The organism is Bacillus sp. SIMBA_026, from assembly GCF_046535335.1.
In the GTDB taxonomy this organism is placed as follows: domain Bacteria; phylum Bacillota; class Bacilli; order Bacillales; family Bacillaceae; genus Bacillus; species Bacillus velezensis.
The window spans coordinates 100,581-124,815 of the sequence record NZ_JAWRWX010000004.1; the positions used below are offsets into that span (position 1 = coordinate 100,581).

At 46.8% G+C, this 24,235-nt stretch carries 20 protein-coding genes and 2 pseudogenes; 8 read left to right on the forward strand and 14 right to left on the reverse strand.

The features are described 5' to 3' along the window. Nucleotides 1-121: 121 nt before the first annotated feature. From SB847_RS18740 to SB847_RS18770, 7 genes and pseudogenes are all read right to left on the reverse strand, one after another. Nucleotides 122-1,564 carry a DUF4179 domain-containing protein gene (locus tag SB847_RS18740; RefSeq protein WP_410578299.1) on the reverse strand — a complete coding sequence of 481 codons (1,443 nt, stop codon included), beginning with the start codon at nucleotides 1,562-1,564 and terminating at the stop codon, nucleotides 122-124. Next, on the reverse strand, nucleotides 1,546-2,079 hold the full coding sequence (locus SB847_RS18745) for a sigma-70 family RNA polymerase sigma factor (RefSeq protein ID WP_239033864.1): 534 nt from the start codon (nucleotides 2,077-2,079) through the stop codon (nucleotides 1,546-1,548). The genes SB847_RS18740 and SB847_RS18745 overlap by 19 nt, the downstream gene beginning before the upstream one ends. A gap of 103 nt (nucleotides 2,080-2,182) precedes the next feature. Further along, nucleotides 2,183-3,724, reverse strand: a complete 1,542-nt coding sequence (guaA, locus tag SB847_RS18750) for a glutamine-hydrolyzing GMP synthase (RefSeq protein WP_007408887.1) — start codon at nucleotides 3,722-3,724, stop codon at nucleotides 2,183-2,185. 163 nt (nucleotides 3,725-3,887) lie between these two features. Then, a complete protein-coding gene (locus SB847_RS18755) occupies nucleotides 3,888-6,095 on the reverse strand; it encodes a DUF4129 domain-containing transglutaminase family protein (protein ID WP_410565003.1) in 2,208 nt (735 codons plus the stop codon). Between the two features lie 18 nt (nucleotides 6,096-6,113). Further along, nucleotides 6,114-7,298: a DUF58 domain-containing protein gene (locus SB847_RS18760; RefSeq protein ID WP_088461578.1), complete on the reverse strand. Its 1,185-nt coding sequence runs from the start codon at nucleotides 7,296-7,298 to the stop codon at nucleotides 6,114-6,116. Then, complete coding sequence (locus SB847_RS18765) at nucleotides 7,298-8,260, reverse strand: AAA family ATPase (protein ID WP_007609822.1); 963 nt, start codon at nucleotides 8,258-8,260, stop codon at nucleotides 7,298-7,300. Before SB847_RS18765 ends, SB847_RS18760 begins: the two co-directional genes overlap by 1 nt. Nucleotides 8,261-8,398: 138 nt before the next feature. Next, nucleotides 8,399-9,271, reverse strand: a pseudogene (locus SB847_RS18770) (cation diffusion facilitator family transporter). Between the two features lie 386 nt (nucleotides 9,272-9,657). Between SB847_RS18770 and gabP the strand changes: the two are divergent. The 4 genes from gabP to SB847_RS18790 all read left to right on the forward strand — a co-directional run bounded on the left by gabP (nucleotide 9,658) and on the right by SB847_RS18790 (nucleotide 13,362). Continuing rightward, on the forward strand, nucleotides 9,658-11,043 hold the full coding sequence (gene gabP, locus SB847_RS18775) for a GABA permease (RefSeq protein ID WP_044802060.1): 1,386 nt from the start codon (nucleotides 9,658-9,660) through the stop codon (nucleotides 11,041-11,043). Between the two features lie 109 nt (nucleotides 11,044-11,152). Then, complete coding sequence (gene cotA, locus SB847_RS18780) at nucleotides 11,153-12,691, forward strand: outer spore coat copper-dependent laccase CotA (protein ID WP_101670698.1); 1,539 nt, start codon at nucleotides 11,153-11,155, stop codon at nucleotides 12,689-12,691. A gap of 204 nt (nucleotides 12,692-12,895) precedes the next feature. Beyond that, nucleotides 12,896-13,105: a cold-shock protein gene (locus SB847_RS18785; RefSeq protein WP_007408879.1), complete on the forward strand. Its 210-nt coding sequence runs from the start codon at nucleotides 12,896-12,898 to the stop codon at nucleotides 13,103-13,105. Between the two features lie 98 nt (nucleotides 13,106-13,203). Continuing rightward, nucleotides 13,204-13,362 (forward strand): hypothetical protein, encoded by a 159-nt coding sequence (locus SB847_RS18790; protein WP_003155794.1) that lies wholly within the window; start codon nucleotides 13,204-13,206, stop codon nucleotides 13,360-13,362. A gap of 30 nt (nucleotides 13,363-13,392) precedes the next feature. On the opposite strand, the gene SB847_RS18795 is transcribed toward SB847_RS18790, so the two are convergent. Beyond that, nucleotides 13,393-14,439, reverse strand: coding sequence for a TolB family protein (locus tag SB847_RS18795; protein ID WP_088461575.1), 1,047 nt, complete (start codon nucleotides 14,437-14,439; stop codon nucleotides 13,393-13,395). 65 nt (nucleotides 14,440-14,504) lie between these two features. Beyond that, nucleotides 14,505-14,873, reverse strand: coding sequence for a septal ring lytic transglycosylase RlpA family protein (locus SB847_RS18800; protein WP_014417081.1), 369 nt, complete (start codon nucleotides 14,871-14,873; stop codon nucleotides 14,505-14,507). Between the two features lie 363 nt (nucleotides 14,874-15,236). Here SB847_RS18800 and SB847_RS18805 point away from each other — a divergent pair, with 363 nt between their 5' ends. From SB847_RS18805 to SB847_RS18820, 4 genes are all read left to right on the forward strand, one after another. Next, nucleotides 15,237-16,277 (forward strand): 2,3-butanediol dehydrogenase, encoded by a 1,041-nt coding sequence (locus SB847_RS18805; protein WP_007408876.1) that lies wholly within the window; start codon nucleotides 15,237-15,239, stop codon nucleotides 16,275-16,277. A 187-nt stretch (nucleotides 16,278-16,464) separates the two neighbouring features. Further along, complete coding sequence (gene sigV / locus SB847_RS18810) at nucleotides 16,465-16,962, forward strand: RNA polymerase sigma factor SigV (protein WP_003155802.1); 498 nt, start codon at nucleotides 16,465-16,467, stop codon at nucleotides 16,960-16,962. Beyond that, nucleotides 16,962-17,822, forward strand: coding sequence for an anti-sigma-V factor RsiV (gene rsiV / locus SB847_RS18815; RefSeq protein WP_007609813.1), 861 nt, complete (start codon nucleotides 16,962-16,964; stop codon nucleotides 17,820-17,822). The genes sigV and rsiV overlap by 1 nt, the downstream gene beginning before the upstream one ends. Before the next feature lie 271 nt (nucleotides 17,823-18,093). Then, nucleotides 18,094-20,025, forward strand: coding sequence for an acyltransferase family protein (locus SB847_RS18820; RefSeq protein WP_410578302.1), 1,932 nt, complete (start codon nucleotides 18,094-18,096; stop codon nucleotides 20,023-20,025). Nucleotides 20,026-20,066: 41 nt separating this feature from the next. On the opposite strand, the gene SB847_RS18825 is transcribed toward SB847_RS18820, so the two are convergent. The 5 genes and pseudogenes from SB847_RS18825 to SB847_RS18845 form a co-directional block, all read right to left on the reverse strand. Then, nucleotides 20,067-21,071 (reverse strand): SPFH domain-containing protein, encoded by a 1,005-nt coding sequence (locus SB847_RS18825; protein WP_029973761.1) that lies wholly within the window; start codon nucleotides 21,069-21,071, stop codon nucleotides 20,067-20,069. A 26-nt stretch (nucleotides 21,072-21,097) separates the two neighbouring features. Then, on the reverse strand, nucleotides 21,098-21,859 hold the full coding sequence (locus tag SB847_RS18830) for a TPM domain-containing protein (protein WP_224224343.1): 762 nt from the start codon (nucleotides 21,857-21,859) through the stop codon (nucleotides 21,098-21,100). Continuing rightward, nucleotides 21,859-22,884: a TFIIB-type zinc ribbon-containing protein gene (locus SB847_RS18835; protein WP_410578305.1), complete on the reverse strand. Its 1,026-nt coding sequence runs from the start codon at nucleotides 22,882-22,884 to the stop codon at nucleotides 21,859-21,861. The genes SB847_RS18830 and SB847_RS18835 overlap by 1 nt, the downstream gene beginning before the upstream one ends. A 50-nt stretch (nucleotides 22,885-22,934) precedes the next feature. Beyond that, nucleotides 22,935-23,621 carry a PspA/IM30 family protein gene (locus tag SB847_RS18840; RefSeq protein ID WP_015239300.1) on the reverse strand — a complete coding sequence of 229 codons (687 nt, stop codon included), beginning with the start codon at nucleotides 23,619-23,621 and terminating at the stop codon, nucleotides 22,935-22,937. A 113-nt stretch (nucleotides 23,622-23,734) separates the two neighbouring features. Beyond that, nucleotides 23,735-24,051 (reverse strand): annotated as a pseudogene (locus SB847_RS18845) (DUF4306 domain-containing protein). Nucleotides 24,052-24,235 lie beyond the last annotated feature (184 nt).

Consider the following 24,235-nt stretch of genomic DNA (forward strand, 5'->3'; position numbering starts at 1 on the left):
GTCTATTGTATCAATTCAATTTTGAAAACTCAATAAAAAAAACGAACAATCCCGTTAAAAAAATTTGGTTTATTCGTTAATTGACCAAAAATGGAAGACGGCAAAAGCCGCCTTCCCGACATCATTTTCCGTCCGCAGGCCGGACCGGCACCGAGAATGTAATCTTGCCGTCACCTGCTAAAATGTTCATGAACGTTCGATTGACATACAAAGCGTATGAATCGAATGAGAAATCGCGCAACGAATAGTCTTTATTGGATGAATCATCCAATTCAAAAACGGATTCCATTTCACCCGTTTTAAGGTTCGTGACTTTCGCCTTATTCCCTTTCAGATAATAGCCTTTTTCATACTCATTAAGCGATGGCCAGGTTTTCATTTTTTTCGTATTGCCGAGACCGATAGACTCACCGATATTCATCAGCTGATCTTCATCCGCCTTGCTGTCATTAATTCCGGTGAATTGATAATCAACGATTACCCGTCTGCCTTGCTGTTTGATCTTTTTGATGGTAATGCCGACATGATGATGTTTCGTTTTATAACTGACGGGCAGTTTTGTTTTCAGAGGCACGATTTCTCCCGGCTCTGATTCTGATTTTAAATTACCCGTTATGAAAAGTGTTTTCGCTTTCGGGTCTATCGGTTTGCTGAATTGAGATTGGCCGCGTGCTCTTTTCCCGCCGCCGGGAAGATTGTTCCTGCTGCCAAGTTCAATAGCCGACGCTGTCGTTCCATAATGGTTTCCTGCATCATCCGTTGCTTCGTCAATCGAGATCGTATCATTTTTAGCTGCATCAGAGAAGTCGACTGAATACAGGAGAGCCGATCCCGTCGTTCCGTTTTCCGCCCGGATATCGAAAAAGCGGTATAATCCGTGATTTACATTCACAGCTTTCGTTCCTACAAGAGAAACGGACTTTTGTTTTTTAATCGGGAGTGTAAAGCGCCAGTTTCCGGGGATATCCTTAATTTGTGTAATGACAAGCGGAAGCTTATCACCGTCTTTCAGCTTTGAGCCGTCCGCAAAAAAGCGAAGCTGCCCCCCGTACTGCCCGTCTTTCACTTTTTTCATGCCCTGACTGTCATAATCCAAAGATAATATATTCCGACTGTCTTTATAATCTACTTCAAAAGGAATATCCTCCTCATCAGATTTCAAATTGTCAACGGTAAAATTGTAAACGAGCTGCCCGCTGTCGTAATACACACTTTTCACTGTAACCGTAATCCCGCGTGATTCCGCTTTCTCGTTCAGTTTTGTCACCAAATTGCTTTTAAACAGCGCAGAACCTGCCTTATCCTGAAATACCCTGTAAATCTGCCCAGCAACAGGGATGTTTCCCATAGCCGTATTAACGGAGGGCATGAACAAACCTGAGGACAGATACAGAATAAACAAAGCAGCAGCAACCGCGAGGCCGTTTATTACTTTTCGTCCCCATCTCCGTCTGACGGCGCCTTCTTTTCCGGCACGGACAGCGGCGCTATGTATCACGTTTCTCAATTCAGCTTTCGGCACGTCAATGTCCTGATACAATTGCTTCATTTGATGCTTTTCCATATTTGTTTATCCTCCTTTTCCAGCTCCTGCTTCAATGCTTTTCTCGCCCTGTGGAGATGCGTTTTTACAGTGCCTTCCGCCATACCGGTCTGTTCAGCGATCATAGCAATCGAGAAATCTTGAAAATAATAAAGCTGAATGGTCAGCTGTATATGTTCGTCAAGCGTTTCCAGAGCATTCCGAAGATCTATGTATTCTTCAATGTTCTTATTCTCCGCGCGCGTATCATGTTGCGGCTCAAACGGGATGACGTCTCCGTGCTTTTTCCTCATCGCAAAAATCGTATGAAGCAAAATCCGGATCAGCCACGTTTTAAAATATTTCGGCTCCTTCAGCTGCGCGATATGAAGAAAAGCCTTGTAAGCCGTTTCCTGAACAGCGTCCAGTGTATCTTCCTTGTGATGCAAATAGAGATAAGCTGTTTTATATAAAGTATCCTGGTGTGCTGTGATCAGTTTTTCAAAGGCTGCGGCATCACCTTTTTTCGCCTTTTTGATCAATCGTTCTTCCTTCACCTTATCCACCTCCTATGCTGTTAGATATGAATCGGGGCAAAACGGTTTCAAAAAGATGAAAAAAAACGCCTCTTTTTTAAAAAGAGACGTTTTTTATCTTCATTTATTCCCACTCAATCGTTGCAGGCGGCTTGCTCGTAATGTCATACACGACGCGGTTGATGTGTTTCACTTCGTTGACGATCCGTGTCGAAATCACTTCAAGCACATCCCAAGGGATACGCGCCCAGTCAGATGTCATGCCGTCAATTGATGTTACGGCACGGATACCGATTGTGTAATCATACGTTCTCGCATCTCCCATGACGCCGACGCTGCGGATATCGGGAAGAACCGTGAAGTACTGCCAGATGTCGCGCTCTAGGCCGTGGTTCGCCACTTCTTCACGAAGAATCGCGTCTGATTCACGAACGATTTCAAGTTTTTCTTCCGTTACTTCACCGAGTACGCGGATGCCAAGTCCAGGGCCCGGGAACGGCTGACGCCATACGATATCATCCGGAAGGCCGAGCTCTGTGCCAAGCGCACGCACTTCGTCTTTGAAAAGGGTGTTCAGCGGCTCGATCAGTTCAAACTGCATATCTTCAGGAAGTCCGCCGACATTGTGATGCGATTTGATCGTTTGCGCCGTTGCAGTACCGCTCTCGATAATATCCGTGTAAAGCGTTCCTTGCGCAAGGTAATCGATGCCTTTAAGCTTGTCCGCTTCATCATCAAATACGTAAATGAATTCGTTGCCGATGATTTTGCGTTTTTGCTCAGGATCAGAAACACCTTTCAGCTTGTTCAAGAATCTGTCTTTCGCATCAACTTTAATGACATTCATATTAAAGCCTTCGCTGAACGTTTTCATGACGCCTTCAGCTTCGCCTTTACGAAGCAGGCCGTGATCGACGAAAATACAAGTCAGCTGGTCGCCGATCGCTTTATGAATTAAAGCAGCCACAACAGAGGAATCAACACCGCCGCTTAGCGCGCAAAGAACCTGCTTGTCTCCGACTGTTTCACGGATTTTTTGCATTTCGATTTCGATAAAGTTTTCCATTGACCATTTGCCTTCACAATCGCAAACGCCGAATACAAAGTTTTTCAGAAGATCATTGCCGTATTCAGAGTGGCGCACTTCCGGGTGGAACTGAACGCCATACCAATTCTTGTCCGCTTTGCTCATCGCTGAATTCGGGCAGTGATGGCTTGTTGCGTCAACAGTGAAGCCTTCAGGAACTTCTACAACCAAATCGCCGTGGCTCATCCACACAACCTGTTCTTCCGGAAGATCTTTGAACAAGTCAGGAGTTCCTTGAATCTGAATGTTCGCTTTTCCGTATTCGCGCTGGCTTGCCGCCTCGACTTTCCCTCCGAGGTAATGAGTCATCAGCTGCATGCCGTAGCAGATGCCCAATACAGGAATATCGAGTTCAAAGATTTTTTCATCACAGCGGAAAGATCCTTCATCATATACACTGTTCGGTCCGCCTGAAAGGATAATTCCTTTTGGATTCATTTCTTTGATTTCCTCAGCTGTCAACGTATGGGGGTGCAGCTCGCTATATACGCCAAATTCACGGATCCGGCGGGTAATCAGCTGGTTATACTGACTGCCGAAATCAAGAACAAGAATCATTTCATTCACTAACTTCGTCATGGTTGTCACCTAATCTCCTCTAAGTTTTTGACACAGAAAAAACGGAGGACAAACGTTCAGCCCTCTGTCGCGCAAGACTTGTACGGAAGCCCGGCTTTTTAACGCTCCCGGGCTCCCATTTAACATTCATTTATTCTAACAACAGGACGATATGCGGTCAAGACTATCTTGTTTTAATTATATTTTCCCACAACTGTCCCGATTCATTCCAAAGCTTTGCGGCATTATCCCTGCGGTATAAGGCCCGCTCATAGCGCAGCGTCAGCTCGGACATGTCGTTTGTACCGTATGCCTCGTCAATCCTCGCGGCAAAATCGCGCAGCGTTTCTCCGTCCCCTCTGCTGAATCCTTTTCGTTTCAGCTGGCGGAGCAGCGCGGCATATGCGTCGAAAAAGACGTCTTCATCCGTTCGCCGCTTCAATCTGGCTGCTGTAACGTGCGGAATCCAGCGCGCCCGGAACAGCCAGGCGAGTGCCGCCGCGGCTGAAATCACGATGACGATGGCTGCATACGGCCACAGGTGTGCCGCGGTTTTGTTGCGGATCACAGGCTGCGGTGCCGCATTGTGATCCCGCTTTTTCGGTGTTTCTTCTTTTTCCGGCTTTGTTTCCTGACGCTGCTTGTCAGACGGTGAATCCGACCCCCCCGCTGAGCCTCCGCTGTCTTTTGCCGCGGTATGATTTTGCTCTGACGTAAACTCCGTCGGATTGGTGAAGCCTTTTGTCGGCTCAAACGTCACCCAGCCCTGATCGGGAAAATACACTTCTACCCACGAATGGGCGTTGTTGTTTGTGACTTCATAAATGTGGCCGTTATGGTCGCCTGCCCCTTTATATTCGCCGGATGTATAGCCCTTCACCCAACGGGCGGGAATTCCCGCGGAGCGGAGCAGCACCGCCATTGCCGATGAAAAGTTATCACAATATCCTCTTTTCGTTTCAAACAGAAATTGATCGACATAATCCTGATTGTGCTCCGGAATCGCGACATCCTGTGTATTATACGAAAATGCGGAAGATCCGAGATAATCCTCGATCGCCTTCGCTTTATCGAACATATTATGATGATTCCGCGTCAGTCTGTCCGCAAGCTGTCTCACTCTTTTCGGAAGGCTGTCGGGGACCTGTAAATACCGGTCATTGAATTGATTCTGCTCACGGTATCGTTTCACTTTCACTTTTCTGAGATCATTCAGCTTAAAGACGGGCGCCTGAAAAGTCACCGTGTACCGTCCCATATTGCGGATGTTGCCCACTTGTTCACTGACCGGCGTAATTTGCTCGGTGTTTCCGTTCATTTCAAGCTGAATCGAGTGCTTCGGTTTAATATTGGAGACGCCGATCGGATACATGACGTGATTATAGAGATAATTCTCATCAATGGACACCTGTGCCGTATACCGTCTCGTCTGCACACTCCGGTCAAACCATATATCTTCCACGTTGCCGCCGTTCAGTTTATAGGACATGCCCTGATCGGTCTCCACCCAGCCTTTCCCCGTGTATGTATCCTTCGTTTCCACCCGGAAGTACGCCCGTTCTTTTCCCTTCCATGTAAAAACCGGCGTATCATCCTCCTGAAAAGGGCCGCCCAATGTTTCATCATGATTGCCGTAGCCGATTTTGCTTTCGGCGGCGGGCACTTCTTTGTGGTTTGTTATTTTTTTAAGAAACGGCACGGGGTCCGGCCAGTTCGGGTCTGATTTCGGAGCCGCCAGACCGAACACGACGGAAGCGCAGATAAACAGCATCAGCGGCAGAAACCATTTGAGTATCAATCTTTTTTTAAACGCTATATGTTCCGTAAGCCGGATGCGCTCCATATACAAAAGCCCCATCATCAAAAAGCCGATAAAGACGATCCGGATGACGGCGTACGCGGCATCATAGGGAGTAAACGTATCAAGCACGGTGATATACGCCACCGTCATGATAAAAAAGAATAATATTTTCCGCTGATAGATCACCCAGTAATGCAGCAAATACACGAGCAGCCATAAAAGCACAAAAAACAGCAACGTGCGGAATGACGGGTTCATGTCATTCCATCTTCCGGACCCGATGTGGCGGGCATTTTGCATCACGTCCCGCAAAAAAGAAACGAGCCATTCCGGCTGAAAAACCGAACCTTTATAAAACAGGATGTGAATACTGATCAACGTAAACAGAATGCAGGACGGCACGGTGACGTACCACCTCATCCGGAAGAATGACAGCAGAAATGCCAAACCGATAAAAACGATGAAAAAACCGGTATGTTTTGTATCCGTAAAATTGTGCAGCGGCCTGAGCCATTCCCATAACAATAAAAAAGCGAGAAAATAAAACAGCAGCAGACTCAGCCTGCTTCCCTGGTTCTCGTCATGCGGCATGGCGCGCCACCTCTCTTTCTAAACAACATGGGACACCCGTTTGTCCCTGATCATTTGCACCTTAATATTTTTTTGAGCGAAGATGAGAGCGAGTTTCCGTTCTTTCTCCGAAAGCGCGGCATTCGTTTCTTTCGCCAAAAACACCGTCATGTCAGCACGGCCGGGCTCAGCCTGTTTGAGAAGGTCTTCTGTAAGACTGCCCGTCACGACGGCAATGGAAGCTTTGCGGACACGCGGATCCGCCAGCTCTTTTCCTAAACGCCCGCCTGCATCGGCTTCTTCCGATTCTGAAGCTGATGCCAGGTAACGCAGCATCTTTCTGAAATGCCGGTCTCCCTCCCGGACGGGAAATACGGTCCGGTCGCTCCCCAATGAGATAAATCCTGCGGGAGAGCCCTTCACAAGCGCCGTGTAAAGCAGGGATGCCGAAGCGGATACCGCGGCTTCAAACGATGGGGACGGCCTGCAGTCCAAAAGGAGAATCATATTCACACTCTGCAGCGGATCAAATTCCTTCGTCATCAGCTCATTTCGCCGCGCCGATGTTTTCCAGTCAAGTGCGGAAAACCGGTCGCCCGGCTGATAATTTCTGACGCTCGCAGCCATTGCGGAGCGGTGTACCTGAAACGGAGCGCCGGCAGCCGCACCCTCTTCCCCGGAGGCAGCCTGCGGCTTATAGTGAACAGACCCGTACGCCGGGAAAACCAGAACCGTATCCGTAACGGAAAACGACGCCGTCTTGTCCAAAAGCCCGAGAACATCTCCCGTCCGCACTCTTATCGTATGTAAATGATGCTCTCCGCGCGGCACCTGCGGCAGCTCATATTGTAACGTCAGCTTCCTTTGAAACCACGGAAACACAAGCTGTTTCGCACTGCGCCTCTCGCCAAGCGTTTCCGGCATCACATCTTCAATGACCATATATGTCAGCGGAAACGGCAGGCGCCTCGCCAGCCTGATGGTGACAGACAGCCTGTCGCCTGAGGTTAACTGGGCGGAGGACACGTCACGCGTCACCTGAAACGCCCGCAGCGGGTACACAGCGACCAGCCCGGCGTAAACGGTAAACGGCAAAAACGCATAAAATAAAAACCAGCTCACAAATCCGCCCTGAAACATGGCATAAGAAAAGACAGCCGCCGTCAGTACGGCCAACATAAGCAGCTTCCATCCATATAGAAGCCAATGCATCTTCTTTCTCATTAGCGGACCGACATCCTTTGGACGGGGACTTTTTCCGTTTGCATGATGTCTTCTATAACCGCTTCCGGTGTCACATCGTTAAATTTCGCCTCGGCGGTCAAGATCATTCTGTGCGGCAGCGTATACGGAGCCAAATACTGGACGTCATCAGGAATGACGTAATCGCGGTCATGAAGCAGCGCGTACGCCTGCGCGGCTTTCATTAATGAGATTGAACCGCGCGGACTTACGCCCAGATGTACGGACGGATGCCGGCGGGTATGCTGAGTAATGCCGACGATATACGCTTTTATTCCATCATCCACCCGCACCTGCTCCAGTTTTTGCTGAAGGCTGATAAACTGTTCTTTAGAAATGACGGGCTCGATTGTTTCAAGCGGATTGCGCCCTTCCTGCAAAGACAGAACCCGAAGCTCTTCCTCGGCAGTCGGATAGCCCATGCGCAGCTTAAATAAAAACCGGTCAAGCTGGGCTTCGGGAAGCGGATACGTTCCTTCATATTCAACCGGGTTTTGTGTGGCCATGACGAAAAACGGCTCAGCCAGCCGCATTGTCTTTCCGTCAATCGTGACATTCCCTTCCTCCATTGCCTCAAGCAGGGAAGACTGTGTTTTCGGAGAGGTTCTGTTAATTTCATCAGCCAGCACGATATTCCCCATAATCGGTCCCGGGCGGTATTCAAATTCCATCGTTTTCGTATTATAAATAGAGACACCCGTCACATCTGACGGCAGAAGATCCGGCGTGAACTGAATCCTCTTAAAATCAGCTCCGATCAGCTTGGCCAAAGCGCGGACCATCATCGTTTTTCCGACTCCCGGCACGTCTTCCAGCAGCACATGCCCTTTTGCGAGAATGGCGGCCAGACTGAGTATGGCGATATCCCGTTTTCCTATGATGATGTTTTCAATATGCTCAACGGCTTTCTCCAGCAGCGGATGCAGCTCTTCTTTATAAGCCATTCTTCTCCTCCTAGTCATCTCTCAAATTTCAATTATCGTAACCTAACTTTACCACAAAATATAAACAGTATAAAAAAACGTTTCCAGCGAATTGTTTCCAGTCTAAAAAAGGAAAAAGCTCCCTTTAGAAAGGAAGCTTTATTTCAGCTGGAGAGGCTCCATATGAACGTGTGAATGGTCAATGGCATGTTCCTCTTTCATCTTGCGTTCTACCTCATTTGCGATCTCATGACTCTCTTTAATGTGCAGATCTGATGGCACTTCAATGACGACATCAATATGAACGGAGCTGCCCAGATATCTCGCTTTAATATCTTTTAAACGGCTGACGCCCGCAATCTGTTCAATCGTCTTTTTATAATCAGAAATATGTTTGACATCAAAACCGTCAGTCAGCGAATGAGAGGATTCCTTAAAAATATCCCACGCGGTTTTGCAGATGATCAATCCGATGATAAACGCGGTAACCGTATCCACCCAAGCCAAATGGAACTGTGAAGCAAAAATTCCGATAAACGTGCCGATACTGACGAGCGCATCTGATTTATTATCAGCGGCCGCAGCTGAAAGGGCCTGGCTGTTTACCTTTTTGGCAAGCCCTTTCGTATAGCGGCAGACCATCAGCATCACGACGGCGCTCCCCGCGGCCGTTCAGGCGGCTATCATATCCGGTGTTTCCTCTTTAACGGAAAAAATAGATTGCGCGGCGCTGAACAGCACTTGCATTCCGACAAGCATCATAATAATGGACGCGATGAGTGACGCGACGGTCTCCGCCCGAAAATGGCCGTAAGGATGATCTTCGTCAGGAGGTTTCTGAGAGATGCGCAAACCGATGAAAACAGCCGCAGATGCCACGATATCAGTCGTATTATTTAAACCGTCGGCCTGAAGCGCTTCTGAGTGAAACAAATAACCGATCACAAGCTTCACAGCCGACAATGCCGCATATGCGCCAATACTGACAATCGCTCCGGTTTCGCCTTTTTTCAATTCATGATATCTCTCCACTGAAAATCCTCCTTCCCGTTCAATTTTTCCTTCATTATCATACAAAGCGAAGACACAGTGGGTCTATAGAAACATGATTCACTTTCCACAGAAAAATAGTAAGCATAGAACATTTATGTGCTCAGGAAACTTATTTTTATTCACGAAACCTCTCTCATTCCAATCGCACCAAGGCATCTTGCCATCCTGTTTTCATGGAATTATTTTCAAACCGATTAAAACACAAAAATAACAGAAAATTATTTCTTTTCCTTCCGGCACCTTCTGCTGTACGGACGAGAAAAAATGTCATATTTTCTTACATCATTTTCAACTGTTTGTGGCATTTATGATAGAATAATACTTGTCGGAATATTCAGCATAAACAAACCAAAAGGAGGCAAAGAATGAATCAGCCTAACTCTTTATCAAAGGGATTAAAAACCCGGCATATGACTATGATTTCAATTGCCGGCGTGATCGGCGCCGGATTATTTGTCGGAAGCGGATCCGTCATTCATTCCACCGGACCCGGAGCGATTGTCTCCTACGCATTAGCAGGACTATTAGTTATTTTTATTATGAGAATGCTGGGGGAAATGTCCTCCGTCAACCCGACAAGCGGTTCGTTTTCACAGTACGCGCATGACGCCATCGGTCCTTGGGCCGGTTTTACGATCGGATGGCTGTATTGGTTTTTCTGGGTCATCGTCATTGCCATTGAAGCCATTGCAGGCGCCGGAATCATACAGTACTGGTTCCCGGGCATTCCGTTATGGCTGACGAGTCTGCTTCTGACCGTGCTGTTAACACTGACGAATATTTATTCAGTTAAATCGTTCGGCGAATTTGAATACTGGCTTTCCTTAGTGAAGGTAGCGACGATCGTTGTCTTCTTAATCGCGGGATTTGCGTTCATTTTCGGGATCGTTCCCGGCAGCAAACCGGTCGGGCTGGAAAATCTGGCGGGCAGCGGCGGATTTTTCCCTAAAGGTCCAAGTTCCGTTCTGCTCGGCATCGTCGTTGTCATTTTTTCTTTCATGGGATCTGAAATCGTCGCAATCGCAGCGGGAGAAACGTCAAATCCGGTCGAATCCGTCACAAAGGCGACCCGCTCAGTCGTTTGGCGGATCATTATTTTTTACGTCGGCTCCATTGCGGTTGTGGTCACACTGCTGCCGTGGGATTCAGCCAATATTTTGGAAAGCCCCTTCGTTGCCGTTTTGAGCCATATCGGGGTTCCCGCAGCCGCTCAAATCATGAATTTTATCGTCCTGACAGCCGTTCTGTCCTGCCTGAACTCCGGGCTTTATACGACGTCACGGATGCTGTATTCACTGGCAGAGAGAAATGAAGCGCCGCGGCGTTTTATGAAACTGAGTAAAAGAGGCGTACCGGTTCAAGCCATTATCGCCGGCACCTTTTTCTCCTATATTGCCGTTGTTATGAACTACTTTTCTCCCGACTCCGTATTCTTATTTCTGGTCAATTCATCAGGGGCGATCGCACTGCTCGTTTATCTCGTTATCGCCGTCTCACATCTGAGAATGAGAAAGAAAATCGAACGGACAAACCCTGAATCTCTTAAAATCAAAATGTGGTTCTATCCGTACTTAACCTACCTGACGATCATCGCCATTTGCGCCATCTTGTTATCTATGCTGTTTATCAGTTCAATGCGGTCTGAATTTCTGCTGACAGGATTTATTACTCTGCTGGTACTTGCCTCATATGTATTCCGCAAAAAACAAAAACCGAAAGAGAGCGCTTCCGAAAACCGGGTTGCGCAATAACCGCAAACACCCCCCCTCAAAAAAGGGCGGGTGTTTTTTTAACCAACCTGTTCAAGGCAGCATTAACTGTAGTACAGGATTTCAATAATTGATAAGGACAGGATGAAAAATGGCACTAGAAAAATTTGCAGATGAACTGCCGATTATCGAAACACTCCAGCCGCAGAAGAAATCAGACGGCAGCACGTATTATGAAGTCACCATGAAGGAATGCTTTCACAAGCTGCACCGCGATCTCCCGCCGACCCGGCTGTGGGGGTATAACGGTTTATTTCCCGGCCCGACGATCGACGTGAACAAAGATGAGAACGTCTATATTAAATGGATGAATGACCTTCCGGATAAGCATTTTCTGCCTGTGGATCATACCATTCACCATTCAGAAAGCGGCCATCAGGAACCCGATGTCAAAACCGTCGTCCATTTACACGGAGGAGCAACCCCGCCGGACAGCGACGGCTACCCGGAAGCATGGTTCACAAAGGATTTTAAGGAAACGGGTCCTTATTTTGAGAAAGAGGTATACCATTATCCAAACAAACAGCGCGGGGCTCTGTTATGGTATCACGATCACGCCATGGCGATTACGAGGCTCAATGTGTACGCCGGGCTTGCCGGGATGTATATCATTCGCGAGCGAAAAGAAAAGCAGCTGAAGCTTCCCTCCGGAGAGTACGACGTACCGCTTATGATTTTGGACCGTACGTTAAATGACGACGGTTCCTTGTCTTATCCGAGCGGACCTGCTAACCCTTCCGAAACGCTGCCCGATCCTTCCATCGTCCCGTTTTTTTGCGGAAATACCATTCTCGTTAATGGTAAAGCGTGGCCGTATATGGAAGTTGAACCGCGGACATATCGTTTCCGCATCCTTAATGCCTCCAATACGAGAACATTTTCTCTCTCGCTCAATAACGGCGGGAAGTTTATCCAGATCGGTTCTGACGGCGGACTGCTTCCCCGCTCTGTCAAAACACAATCTATCAGCTTAGCCCCGGCAGAACGGTATGATGTGCTCATCGATTTCTCCGCCTTTGACGGAGAACATATCATTTTAACGAACGGCACCGGCTGCGGGGGCGACGCCGATCCGGATACAGACGCCAATGTGATGCAATTCCGCGTCACAAAACCGCTGAAGGGAGAAGACACAAGCCGGAAGCCTAAATATCTTTCAACAATGCCTAATGTGACATCAAAGAGAATATACAATATCAGGACGCTTAAACTCACAAATACGCAAGACAAATACGGCCGGCCCGTTTTGACGCTGAATAACAAGCGATGGCATGATCCTGTGACAGAAGCGCCGAAGCTCGGCACAACGGAAATCTGGTCGATTATCAATCCGATGGGGGGAACCCATCCGATACACCTGCACCTTGTTTCCTTCCAAATCCTTGACCGGCGTCCTTTTGACTTAGAGCGTTATAACAAATTCGGCGACATTGTGTATACAGGGCCAGCCGTCCCGCCTCCTCCAAGTGAAAAAGGCTGGAAAGATACCGTGCAGGCGCACTCGGGAGAGGTCATCAGAATCGCGGCGACTTTCGCTCCTTACAGCGGACGCTACGTATGGCACTGTCATATTTTAGAACACGAAGATTACGACATGATGAGACCGATGGACGTCACGGATAAGCAGTAAACAAATATCACCCCTTTTAGAGAAGGGGCTTTTTTATTTATCCAAAAAGAAAAAATAAGAAGACACTTATTTGCATATACTGTAATAACAGGAAGACGATGCACCCTCATTGGAAATCTGGATAGAAAAAGGAATTAGGAGATTAGGGAAAAGTATGAGACAATGAAGGAGTGCACGAAAATTCATAAGGGAAGAAGTGACTTTATGTCTTACTACAACAAACGTAATCAGGAACCGCTGCCTAAAGAAGATGTCAGTACATGGGAATGCACAAAAGAGGACTGTATCGGCTGGAGCAGAAAGAATTTTGCCGGCAGTGATACCCCGACTTGCCCCCTTTGCGGCAGTAAAATGATCGACGGCGTCCGTTCGTTGGTAAATCTCCAAAACAATAATCAAACGGCATCAAGTTAGACCTCCCTTTTACGAGTCTCAACATAGAGAAGGCCTCCATGTCTCATGAGAGGCCTTTGCGTTATCATGTCCTTTTATGATGTAAAGGAGCAATGAACATGAAAAACGATCGGCAGCAGAAAGATCTGAAGGAAATGGCAAAACGGCGGAAAATGAACCTTGCCGCACAGTCATTCATCGAAACGCTCCATTTTGCCGTTCCGATTCTCCGTTTTTTCAAATGGCTCGCCTCAGCCGCAGCCAGCTTTGTTCATTAAAAAACACCCAGCGGGCGCTGAGTGTTTTTTTCATGATTGGATGACGGAAAAACTGTTGATAATGCCGTTGTCATTTTCCCAGACTTTTTCGCATTTTTTCGTATCCAAATGATAAGCATAAATGGTCCGGACCTTCGCATTCCGCCCCGTTTCATCCTTCAGACGCTTAGCGCCTTTTGCTTCCGCCATGAAATAAATAATGCTGCCGTCTTTAGAAAACTGAGGCTGGGCATCAATCAGCGGAGTGAAGTCCTTCCCGTTTGAGATAATCGTTTCATCTTTTTTCGACTTGACATTCATCAGACGGATGGACGCTTTTTGTTCCGTCCCTTTTTGTGTATAAGATGTAAAGACAAGGTTCTTTCCGTCCGGTGACACCGCCACGTCGCTGATAAACTGTTCAAGGTTTGTCAGATCCTGAAGGTGTTCTCCCGCTCCTGCTGCAAACCGGATATTCGTCGGTTCAGGGTCAATCCCCTTCTCATTTGCCTCATCCGTTTTTTGATAATCCTCTTTCACGGAATAATGCAGAAGCGCAAAATCGTTTTGGCTGCTGTTATAAAAGAAGCTGCTCACACTGTCGTCTTTCTCATCGGCGGCGGGATACAGATTTTCATAACGTTTCGTTTTCAAATCAAAAGATGCGAGACGGAAAATATCTTCATCCGCTTTTCCGAGACGGAAATAAATGTGCGTCAGATCCTTTGATAAAAACAGACTGTCAGCGCTTGCCGTTCCTTTATAAAGCACCGTCTTCTTTTTCGTCTTCAGATCAAGCTTATACAGACGCATCTCATTTTGGTCATTATTCCCGACAAAATAGAGCACCTGATGGGCGTCATCCAGCGCAAACGCCGGATATGCCGAAAGCTTTTCCTCGTACAGCACGCGGCTGTCTTCGTAATATTTCGTCATCAGATCTTTGTCTGTAATGGAAACAAGCAGCTTGTCATGGCCGCCGGAGACAACGGCTTTTCCGCCGCCGTCGCTTTTTCCTTTAATCAGTAAAACGGCCGCGATGACCGCCGCCGCCAAAACGGCGGCCAGCAACACCCAGATCCATCGTTTCTTCTTCATTATCAATCTCTCCGTCAATCAGAAAAAGCAAGAATCAGTGTCCTTGCTTTTTAAGATGGTCTATTTTAATAGCTGTAGTGTCCGGATACTCTTCCTTTGCTTAACGGATATCCGAGCGCTTTGAACGCTTTCGGGCTGACATCCAATACGGCATTCGGCATACGGCCTACATCATTTTTGTATACGGTGATAACCTTTTTCGGTTTTGCTTTTGCATAAGCTCTGATTTTCGTTCCGTTTCTCGGAACGTCAAATCCTAATTTTGTCGCGCAATCCCAGTGTCCCAGTTTTTTACCGGAAGATCCTTTTTTACCGACTCCATTATACCATGTAATATTTCCGTTCACTTTTTTAGCACTTGCATCAGAAGAGTAACTGATCGCTCCCAGCGTGCTTCCTGCTAAAATCAATAAGGCTAAGAATAACTTCTTCAAGCTTTCGTCCTCCTGATTCTTTATTCTAGGCAAAATTATACACCAAGAAAACGATTATAATATTTCAATCACTTTACATGTTCATTACAACGTGATGAGACATGCACATAACGACGGCACAATTTCCTGTTCTATATAATCCCATGGTAAATTATACTACAAAATTTAATTCATTAGCGTTATAATATTCATAGAGTATTTCTGCATTCAATATGGACTTTTTATAAGGCCTATTGATAGTTGCATAATATGATATATTTTGAGAAATCAGGCTTTAGGAAGCAGGCACTTTATTCCTTTTAACCGTGGTTCATATTGATCATGTACCTATACTCGTTTCAATCAGACTAGGAGTGATAATCAATGAAAGCGGCAAGATGGCACAATCAAAAAGACATTCGAATCGAAAACATTGATGAACCTAAAGCAGAACCGGGTAAAGTCAAAATTAAAGTCAAATGGTGCGGGATTTGCGGAAGCGACCTTCATGAATATTTGGGAGGCCCGATCTTTATTCCGGTCGGCAAACCTCATCCGTTAACAAACGAAATGGCGCCCGTCACGATGGGCCACGAATTCTCAGGAGAAGTCGTGGAAGTGGGCGAAGGCGTCAAAAATTACAGCGTCGGCGACCGTGTCGTCGTGGAACCGATTTTTGCCACACACGGACACCAGGGAGCCTATAACCTTGATGAACAAATGGGATTCTTAGGCTTAGCCGGAGGCGGCGGCGGATTTTCTGAATATGTATCCGTTGACGAAGAATTGCTGTTTAAGCTTCCTGAAGAGCTTTCTTACGAACAGGGCGCGCTTGTTGAGCCGTCAGCGGTAGCGCTTTACGCCGTCCGCCAAAGCAAATTAAAAGCGGGCGACAAGGCGGCGGTTTTTGGCTGCGGACCGATCGGGCTGCTTGTGATTGAAGCCCTGAAAGCGGCCGGCGCCACAGATATTTACGCGGTTGAACTTTCACCGGAACGTCAGGAAAAAGCGAAAGAACTCGGCGCTATCATCATTGATCCGTCAAAAACGGACGATGTCGTTGAAGAAATCGCTAAACGGACAAACGGCGGCGTTGATGTTTCTTATGAAGTAACAGGCGTTCCTGTCGTTCTCCGCCAGGCGATCCAGTCAACAAACATTGCCGGTGAAACGGTTATCGTCAGCATCTGGGAAAAAGGAGCGGAAATTCATCCGAACGATATCGTCATCAAAGAACGGACCGTAAAAGGCATTATCGGATACCGTGACATCTTCCCTTCCGTTCTTGCACTGATGAAAGAGGGCTACTTCTCAGCAGATAAGCTCGTCACGAAAAAAATCGTGCTCGACGATCTGATTGAAGAAGGCTTCGGCGCTTTAATCAAAGAGAAAAACCAAGTGAAAATCTTAGTCAAACCGAACTAAACCGTTCGCTGAATATCAGACACATCCGAAAAAGAGCCGTTCCGGCTCTTTTTTTCATCTCTTCGTCTTTCCTTCCTTTTCCTTTTAAAAATGATCCCCTCTGCGCAAACTATTTTTCACCCTGTCCCGTCTATCCTTAGGCAGCAGCCTATGATACGTATTTTTAAAAAAGGAGCCCTTTGAAGCAATGAAGAACGAAACAGCCAAAGCGTCGCTTGTGACGTGCATAACTGAGCGCAAGGAAGACTTTTACCGGCTTGCGTACAGTTACGTAAAGAACAAGGATGACGCGTTAGATATTGTTCAGGAATCAATTCAAAAAGCGCTGACATCGGTCGAATCCGTCAAAAACCCCGATGTGATCAAAAGCTGGTTTTATAAAATTTTAGTGCGCACGGCCATTGATTTTCTCCGCAAACAGAAAAAACTGAAAGTGATGGACGATGAAACGATCGAGTTTTTAAGCCGCGGAAAGGAAGATCACTACAAGGACACAGACCTTCACGAAGCGCTTGATGACCTGCCGCATCAATATAAAACCATTATCATTCTGCGTTTCTTTGAAGACCTGAAATTAGAAGAAATCGCGGACATCACGGGGGAAAACATCAACACCGTCAAAACACGCCTTTACAGGGGGCTGAAGCTCATGCGCATTCAGCTGACGAAGGAGGATCTTTCTTAATGGAAAAGAGATTAGAACAATTAAGAGAAGAGTATAAAAGTGTGCCCATTCCTAAGGAACTGGACAGCATTGTCGAAAAAGCCCTTCAGCAAAAACCGAAGAAAAAACGAATCGTGATGTGGCCGACATCCGCGGCAGTCGCTGCGGCCGTCTTATTTACCGCCGTTGTCAATATCAACCCGGATGCCGCACAAGCCATGTCTAAAATCCCCGTCATCGGCAAAGTCGTCCAAGCCATCACATTCACGGAGATGAAGGAAGAAAAGAACCAATCAAGCATTGATGTGAAAACGCCCGCTCTGTCCGGCCTTTCCGATCATAAACTCGAAGACAGCATCAACCGGCATTATATGAAAGAAAGCAAAGAGCTGTATCAGGAATTTATGAAGGCGACCTCAAAAAGCAAAAAAGGCCACCTCAGTATTTACAGCGATTATGAGACCGTTACTGACACAGCGGATTTGATCTCAATCCGCCGTGATATCGAAAAAACGCAAGCTTCCTCTTATACGCAAAGCCGTTACATCACGATTGATAAAAAGAATGAGGCCGTGCTTACATTAAAGAGTTTATTTAAAGATGACCGTTATATTAAAGTCATCAGCCAGAATATTAAAGAACAAATGAAAAAACAGATGAAAGAAGATCCGAATAAAATATACTGGGTCGAAGATGATGATATGACGGAGCCTTTTAAAGCCATCCGCGCCGACCAGAATTTTTATATTACAGATAAGCACAAACTTGTTATTTCATTTGATGAATACGAAGCGGCACCCGGATATATGGGCGTTACAGAGTTTACAATACCGACCTCCGTCATCTCCAAGCTGCTTGTCGGAGACCGCTACATCAGATAAAGAAAGAAAAAAATCCATGATATCCGCAGATCATGGATTTTTTCTTTCGTCCCGCAACAGCCAAGATGCATAAGGGACCCTTTTCATATAACAGACGCCGGACGGGGGCTGAAAAGTTTAAGAAAATCACAGCATTTCATTCATTTTTTCTGAAACAAAATCCCCTTCCGAATGCGTCTAATTAACGGAACAAATGGAAGACTGTACAGAAATCTGCCATAGCCATCCGCAAAACAGCGAGAATTTCCGCACACATTATTGGAGGAATACCATGTCAGACAAGTCACTGCATCACCGCTATATTCCCGGACTGGATGGACTTCGCGCCTTTGCCGTCCTCGCAGTTATCGCATATCATCTGAATTTCAACTGGGCCGACGGCGGTTTCATTGGTGTTGATATCTTTTTTGTTTTATCGGGGTATTTAATTACATCTATTATATTGCCTGCCCAAGGCAATGCCATCACCCTTGATTTGCGTGATTTTTGGGTGCGCCGGATCAGGCGGCTTCTGCCGGCGGCTTATCTCATGATTATCACGACGGTCATTTGGGTCGTATTGTTTAACAGCGAGCTCCTGCATACCGTACGCGGGGATGCGGTCTCCTCACTTTTTTACATAAGCAATTGGTGGTTTATCTTTCATCAACTTTCTTATTTCGACAGCTTCGGCTCCCCTTCGCCATTAAAAAACCTTTGGTCGCTGGCGATTGAAGAACAGTTTTATATCATATGGCCCTTCCTGCTGCTTGCGGGAATGTACATATGTAAAACACGGGCCCGGCTTGCGGCCGCGGTCATGTTCCTCGCGTTATGTTCGGCAGTCGTAATGAGTATGATGTATGTGCCCGGCGGAGATCCGAGCCGCGTTTATTACGGGACGGATACCCGCTCATTTGAATTGCTGATCGGCTGCGCTTTAGCTTTAGTGTGGCCGATGAAACGATTATCTTCCAAACGGCTGCCGAGCAGCATGAAACACCTGCTTCACGGGACGGAGCTTGCTGCTTTTGCCGCGCTGCTGCTTTGCGTCTTTTACACAGATGAATATGAACCCTTCCTGTACAAGGGCGGCATGCTTTTGATCAGCATCACCGCAGCGGTTCTTGTCGCATGTTTATGCCATCCGAGCAGCTTTTTGGGACATGTCCTTTCATGGAAGCCGCTTCGCTGGATCGGAACGAGATCATACGGAATCTATCTTTGGCATTACCCGGTTATCGTGCTGAGCACACCCGTACAGGAAATCGGAAATCCGGTTTATTGGCACTGCGCCGTCAGAATCGGCGCCACTTTCATTCTTGCCGAGCTGTCTTACCATTTCATTGAACAGCCGATCCGCACTGCGGGCTTCCGGCCATTTTTACGCCGCGTGTTTCTGAACCGCTTTCTGGAATGGAAGACGTCCTCTGTCATCAGCAGAATGTCGCTCGGCCTTATTCTTGCCGCCATTCTCGTATTTGCGGGCGGGCTGTCAGGGATAGCCGAAGAGAAAAAACAGCCGCAATGGACGTACGCGCAAAATGATCAGCAAGAAACCGCCGCCTCTTCGCACAAAACGGCCGATCACGATCAGCCTGCAAAAGAAGAAGACAGCAAGAAAAAACACGGCGGCGAAAAAACGGATACCGCGTCAGACAAAAACAAGAAAGAACCAGCAGACAAATCAAAAACAAAGAAAAATGAAGAGAAAAAGGAACGGTCATCTCAAAAAGCGGCTGATTCAAAACAAACACAGCCTCAGCAAGACGTACTGGCCATCGGTGACTCGGTGATGCTGGACATTGCGTCATACCTGCGGCAGTCCCTCCCTCATGTCACCATCGACGGAAAGGTAGGAAGACAAGTCTCTCAAGCACTCCAGCTCACTTCGGAATATGCGTCATTTAATCAGCCGGACAAAGCGGTCATCATCGAGTTAGGGACGAACGGCTATTTCACAAACAGCCAAATTGAATCACTGATCAGCTCCTTTTCAAAAGCCGATATCTATCTTGTCAACACACGTGTGCCGCGGCAGTGGGAAAGCAAAGTAAACGAATCATTGCGCCGGCAGGCCGAGTCACGCAAAAATGTGACGCTTGTCGATTGGCACGCAAAAGCATTGCAGCACCCTGAATACTTCACACCGGACGGCGTCCATCTCATACCTGAGGGATCAAAAGCGCTGACATCCCTCATCGTCCAAACAATGAAATCATGACAAAAAAAGAGGCCCAAAAAAGGCCTCTTTTTCGCATATCGTCAGGCAAGCTTCTGTCCGCAATTCGGACAAAAATTCGCGCCTTCCGTTTTCGTTCCGCAGTTCGGACAGAATTTCGGCTTAGCCGCTCCTTCCGAGCCGTTTGCCGGTGCCGTCCCCTGATTCTGCTGACTTTGATCTTGCTGCGGCTGGTTCTGCTGATTTTGGTTCATTTGGTTCATCATTTGATTTGCCACATTCATTCCCATCATCATGCCCGCCATGTCGGAGGCAGCGCCGCTTCCGTTCATTTTGCCGGATGACATTCCGTCCGTCATGGAAATCTGCTGATAGCGGTTCACATCGCCCACCATGCCGTAAGAAGCGTTTTTCGTAATCATATCCTGAACTTCCTGCGGATAGTTAAAGCTCATAATATTGAAGCCCGTAATCGACATGCCGTCTCCGATCAGCTGCATATCAAGATCTTCTTGAATCCCTTTTCCGATTTCAAAGGAATTCGACTGCAGATTGAACATGTCTTTTCCTTCTCTGGTGATCCATTTCATCAAAAGCTGATCGAGAATAGACGTAATCCGGATTTTAATGTCCTCCACTAAATAGCTGTCTTTGACACCCGCAATCTTATCAATCAATCCGATGTAGTCAATGACCTTGAAGTTAAATGTGCCGTTTGCGCGGATCGGCATACCGCCCGGCATACCTGCCGCCGGAATGTTGATAGCGTTTTTTGTGCCCCATTTCACGGTGAACTCCTTCGTATTCACAAACAGCACTTCAGCCCGCATGCCGCTGTTAAAGCCAAACTTAAACCCTTTTAGTGTAGATAGAAACGGAATGATTTCTGATTCGATATCATAATCGCCGTCATCACGGAAAATCCCTTCAATCTTCCCGTTGTATAAAAAGATGGCATCCTGTCCCGGCCGGATAATCAGACGGCTGCCTTTTTTAATTTCACGGTTGTTCCATTTATAGAAAACCATGTCGTCTCTGAATTCTTCCCATTCCACCACATTTGCTAACTGATTTCTGAAAAAACCCATGTATGCTCAAATCCTTTACATATAATTTAAAAACTACCCTTGCTTCCGCTGTAACTCGTGCCGCCCCTCGTGACTCCGCCGTCATTGTCATTATCTTTATCAGGCTTTTTTTCTCTTGTAACGTCGGTTCGGATATATGTGTCGTGCTGGCTCAGCACTTCAGACGTATCGTGATCCATATACGTGCTGCCGGTGACGGTGACCTTGCCGCCGGAATTGTACACCATCACAGTGACGGCGATTCCGGCCGCGGCTGCGGCAATAATGAGCTGAAACCACCATGTGAGCAGCAGATTGTCAGACTTGTCGTCCGGGCTTTTCCCCATATCTTTATAAGCCAACTTGATGTAGGTCTGAAGCGCCTTTTCATAATGGCCTGCGGAAATATCTGACGAGATCGTATTTCTGATCGTATTCAGCCGGCTGTTATTCAAATACGTCTCCGCCTTTTTATATCCGGAGATAAATACTTCCCGATTTTTCATATCAATTGTCAAAATCGCCGTGCTTCCGCTAAAATGACTGTCATAAAAATCACCGGCGTACTGCTCGATGTCCTTACCGCCCGTTCCGTTTGCGGTCAGAATGATAAAATCGGTATGGCGCTTTGCCCCGAGCTTCCCGGCCAATTCCTCAAGTTTCTTCGTTTCATCCTTCGTTAATAAATGAGCATTGTCATAAACATATTGCTTCTGTTCCGCGGCAGACGCCGATGTATGTAAACCAAAAGACAGCATCAGAAAAAGGACGAAGCAGAAGAGACACGCTTTTTTCATCGATACTTTCATCAAAAACCGCCTCCTATCATAAGTGAGACGAGTCTTAATGCTAAAAACGCACCGGCGGTTATGCCGCCGAACCACGCGGCCACTTTTCCGGCACTGATCGGCGGTTTGCCGACAACCTTGCCCGTCTGCCCGTTCATCGCAAAAATGTGTTCAGCCCGCTCATAGTCGTAGCTGACCATCCAGACCGGAAGCAGTACGTAAAAGCTGCTGATTTTATCGGTCTGAATCTGCTCATCCGTAATGTCAGCCGTCGTATATCCGGAGAAGGTGGATCTGATATAAGAATCAATATAATGGCTGATTTTATCCTTCGCCCGCGGAAAGAGATCGTCATCGGTATAATTGTACTTTTCCGCTATATATCCCGCTAAATAGGCCGTATTAAACTCCTTCAGCTCACTGTATGAGTAAGGCTCCAATTTGTCCATTAATTCATCACTCATTTTTTCTGAAGCGTCGACCGGAATTTTGAGATAATCAAGATTGATATCGCGGTACGCGTTGTAATACTCGGTCTCCGTCACCCGGTATTCTCCATCATCATAGTGATGCACTCTCGTACAAACGGCATTGACCTGAACCTTGCTGTTTAAATCAAACATCCAAAATGGCACGTACATGCCCGTTATGCTCTTCACCCGATCGGCAGACATAAATCCTTTCGGTGTCAGACGGCCGTTTCGGCACCACTTTTTAAAAGCGCTCATGGCCTCTTCTTTACTGATCGTAAAAGGAATCACCATCGAAGGCGCGAGACTTCCCGATAATCGGTCGGCGAGAACGGCGGCTCCTCCGCAAAACCCGCACGTCGTGGCCGTCGTTTCCGCCTCAGTCATTAATACCGCGCCGCAATTCTCACACCGGTACTCGTTCGCCTCATTTTCGGAAAATCTCGTCGTTATATACTCTTTTGGCAGGCTCTCAATCTGATCCTGCCGCCCGCAGCTGTGACATGTCAGCATGCCGGATGAACTGTCAAAGACCATATCATCGCCGCAGTTCGGGCATTTATAAGAAATGATCATTCTGTTTCTCTCACTTTCTCTTTATATCGGACAAAGCTGCAGCCCGCTGTCTATTGATCTTTACTGAAAAGCATTTTCTGCTTGAGCGCCGCCAATTCATCATCGACACTGCTTTGATTGCTGTCATATTTAGCCGTCAGATCGTCAATATCGTCTTTCGGAGACGCGTTCAGCTCAGCCATCGCATTGGCATGATCAAGCGCTTGGTTGACCTTGTCTTCCATTCTGCCAAAAGCTGTCATCGATTGGCCCGCATTTGACACAGAGGACCCCAATTTGTTCATTCTCTCCTGCGTTTTTGCCACAGACCACTTCGCTTTGATGGCATTTCGGCGCGACTCAAGCTCTCCGATATCAGCGACAAGCTTGTCATGCATTTTGCGCATTTGAGACGCGTTGGAAGAAGCGAGCTGATAAGCCGTCTGCAGCTCAGTCAGTCTTGATTCAACAGCCGCTTTTCTTTCCAAAAACGTCCGCGCATCGGCTTCATTGCCGGCCTGCAACGCTTTCATCGCATAACTTTCCATCTTTTCGGCATCAGCCTGGCATTCTGTTAACGCTCTTTTCGCCCGCTGTTCCTCAGCCATGACAGAAGCCGTCTCCGCTTTCACTTTTCCTAAATCACTGTTCAGATTCCGCAAATATTGATCAACCATTTTTTCAGGGTTTTCAGCTTTATCCAGCAGCGCATTGATATTGCTTGACATGATGTCTTTAAATCTTCCTAAAATACTCATTTTTCATTTTCCTCCCAAAATTAAATAGTAACAAGTTCATAGTTATATATACTGTTTTTTTCAAAAAAAGTTTCATTTTCTCATGAATTTATGTATTTTATATGAAAATAGTCTCATTCAGCCCATTTGTGCCGGCGGAAATTCTTTATGACCAGATACAGTGAGAACAAAAAATAAATAAAAAGCCCGATCATCAACCCGCTCACTAACGGGTAATGCTTCGCCGCATACACAAAGAATCCAGCTGCGAAATCTGTTCCGGACTTGTAATCGTATCCGTCCCATTCAAAAGCTTTGAGAATTTAGCCGTATAATTCCAATCAAACGAATCAGATACAAGCTCACTCCCCTGATACCAATTGACAGCGGCGAGACAAAGAAAACAAAAAACAGAAAACGCGCATTGCACAATAAGAAAAACATGTTTCATGAAAAACATTCCTCCGCGGTTCAATATCACAGGCCGTCACACTATACATGACGGCAGCAGCAGAAACTTGGTTTTACTCAGAACTGATAAAAAAGTTATTGTATGTACTTCACAGCGGTTCAATTTACTGGATGCCTTTCTAAAGTATACCGTATATCGAAAAGGGTTTCAGACCTAAATAAAA

Excerpts from the sequence above, each read along its gene's own strand:
- SB847_RS18795 (WP_088461575.1), bottom strand. The coding sequence starts at position 14,439 with ATGAAGAAGAAACGATGGATCTGGGTGTTGCTGGCCGCCGTTTTGGCG.
- SB847_RS18785 (WP_007408879.1), top strand. The coding sequence starts at position 12,896 with ATGTCTTACTACAACAAACGTAATCAGGAACCGCTGCCTAAAGAAGAT.
- guaA (WP_007408887.1), bottom strand. The coding sequence starts at position 3,724 with ATGACGAAGTTAGTGAATGAAATGATTCTTGTTCTTGATTTCGGCAGT.
- SB847_RS18840 (WP_015239300.1), bottom strand. The coding sequence starts at position 23,621 with ATGAGTATTTTAGGAAGATTTAAAGACATCATGTCAAGCAATATCAAT.
- sigV (WP_003155802.1), top strand. The coding sequence starts at position 16,465 with ATGAAGAACGAAACAGCCAAAGCGTCGCTTGTGACGTGCATAACTGAG.
- SB847_RS18790 (WP_003155794.1), top strand. The coding sequence starts at position 13,204 with ATGAAAAACGATCGGCAGCAGAAAGATCTGAAGGAAATGGCAAAACGG.
- SB847_RS18830 (WP_224224343.1), bottom strand. The coding sequence starts at position 21,859 with ATGAAAGTATCGATGAAAAAAGCGTGTCTCTTCTGCTTCGTCCTTTTT.
- SB847_RS18825 (WP_029973761.1), bottom strand. The coding sequence starts at position 21,071 with ATGGGTTTTTTCAGAAATCAGTTAGCAAATGTGGTGGAATGGGAAGAA.
- SB847_RS18820 (WP_410578302.1), top strand. The coding sequence starts at position 18,094 with ATGTCAGACAAGTCACTGCATCACCGCTATATTCCCGGACTGGATGGA.
- SB847_RS18760 (WP_088461578.1), bottom strand. The coding sequence starts at position 7,298 with ATGAGAAAGAAGATGCATTGGCTTCTATATGGATGGAAGCTGCTTATG.
- SB847_RS18805 (WP_007408876.1), top strand. The coding sequence starts at position 15,237 with ATGAAAGCGGCAAGATGGCACAATCAAAAAGACATTCGAATCGAAAAC.
- rsiV (WP_007609813.1), top strand. The coding sequence starts at position 16,962 with ATGGAAAAGAGATTAGAACAATTAAGAGAAGAGTATAAAAGTGTGCCC.
- gabP (WP_044802060.1), top strand. The coding sequence starts at position 9,658 with ATGAATCAGCCTAACTCTTTATCAAAGGGATTAAAAACCCGGCATATG.
- SB847_RS18835 (WP_410578305.1), bottom strand. The coding sequence starts at position 22,884 with ATGATCATTTCTTATAAATGCCCGAACTGCGGCGATGATATGGTCTTT.
- cotA (WP_101670698.1), top strand. The coding sequence starts at position 11,153 with ATGGCACTAGAAAAATTTGCAGATGAACTGCCGATTATCGAAACACTC.
- SB847_RS18740 (WP_410578299.1), bottom strand. The coding sequence starts at position 1,564 with ATGGAAAAGCATCAAATGAAGCAATTGTATCAGGACATTGACGTGCCG.
- SB847_RS18755 (WP_410565003.1), bottom strand. The coding sequence starts at position 6,095 with ATGCCGCATGACGAGAACCAGGGAAGCAGGCTGAGTCTGCTGCTGTTT.
- SB847_RS18765 (WP_007609822.1), bottom strand. The coding sequence starts at position 8,260 with ATGGCTTATAAAGAAGAGCTGCATCCGCTGCTGGAGAAAGCCGTTGAG.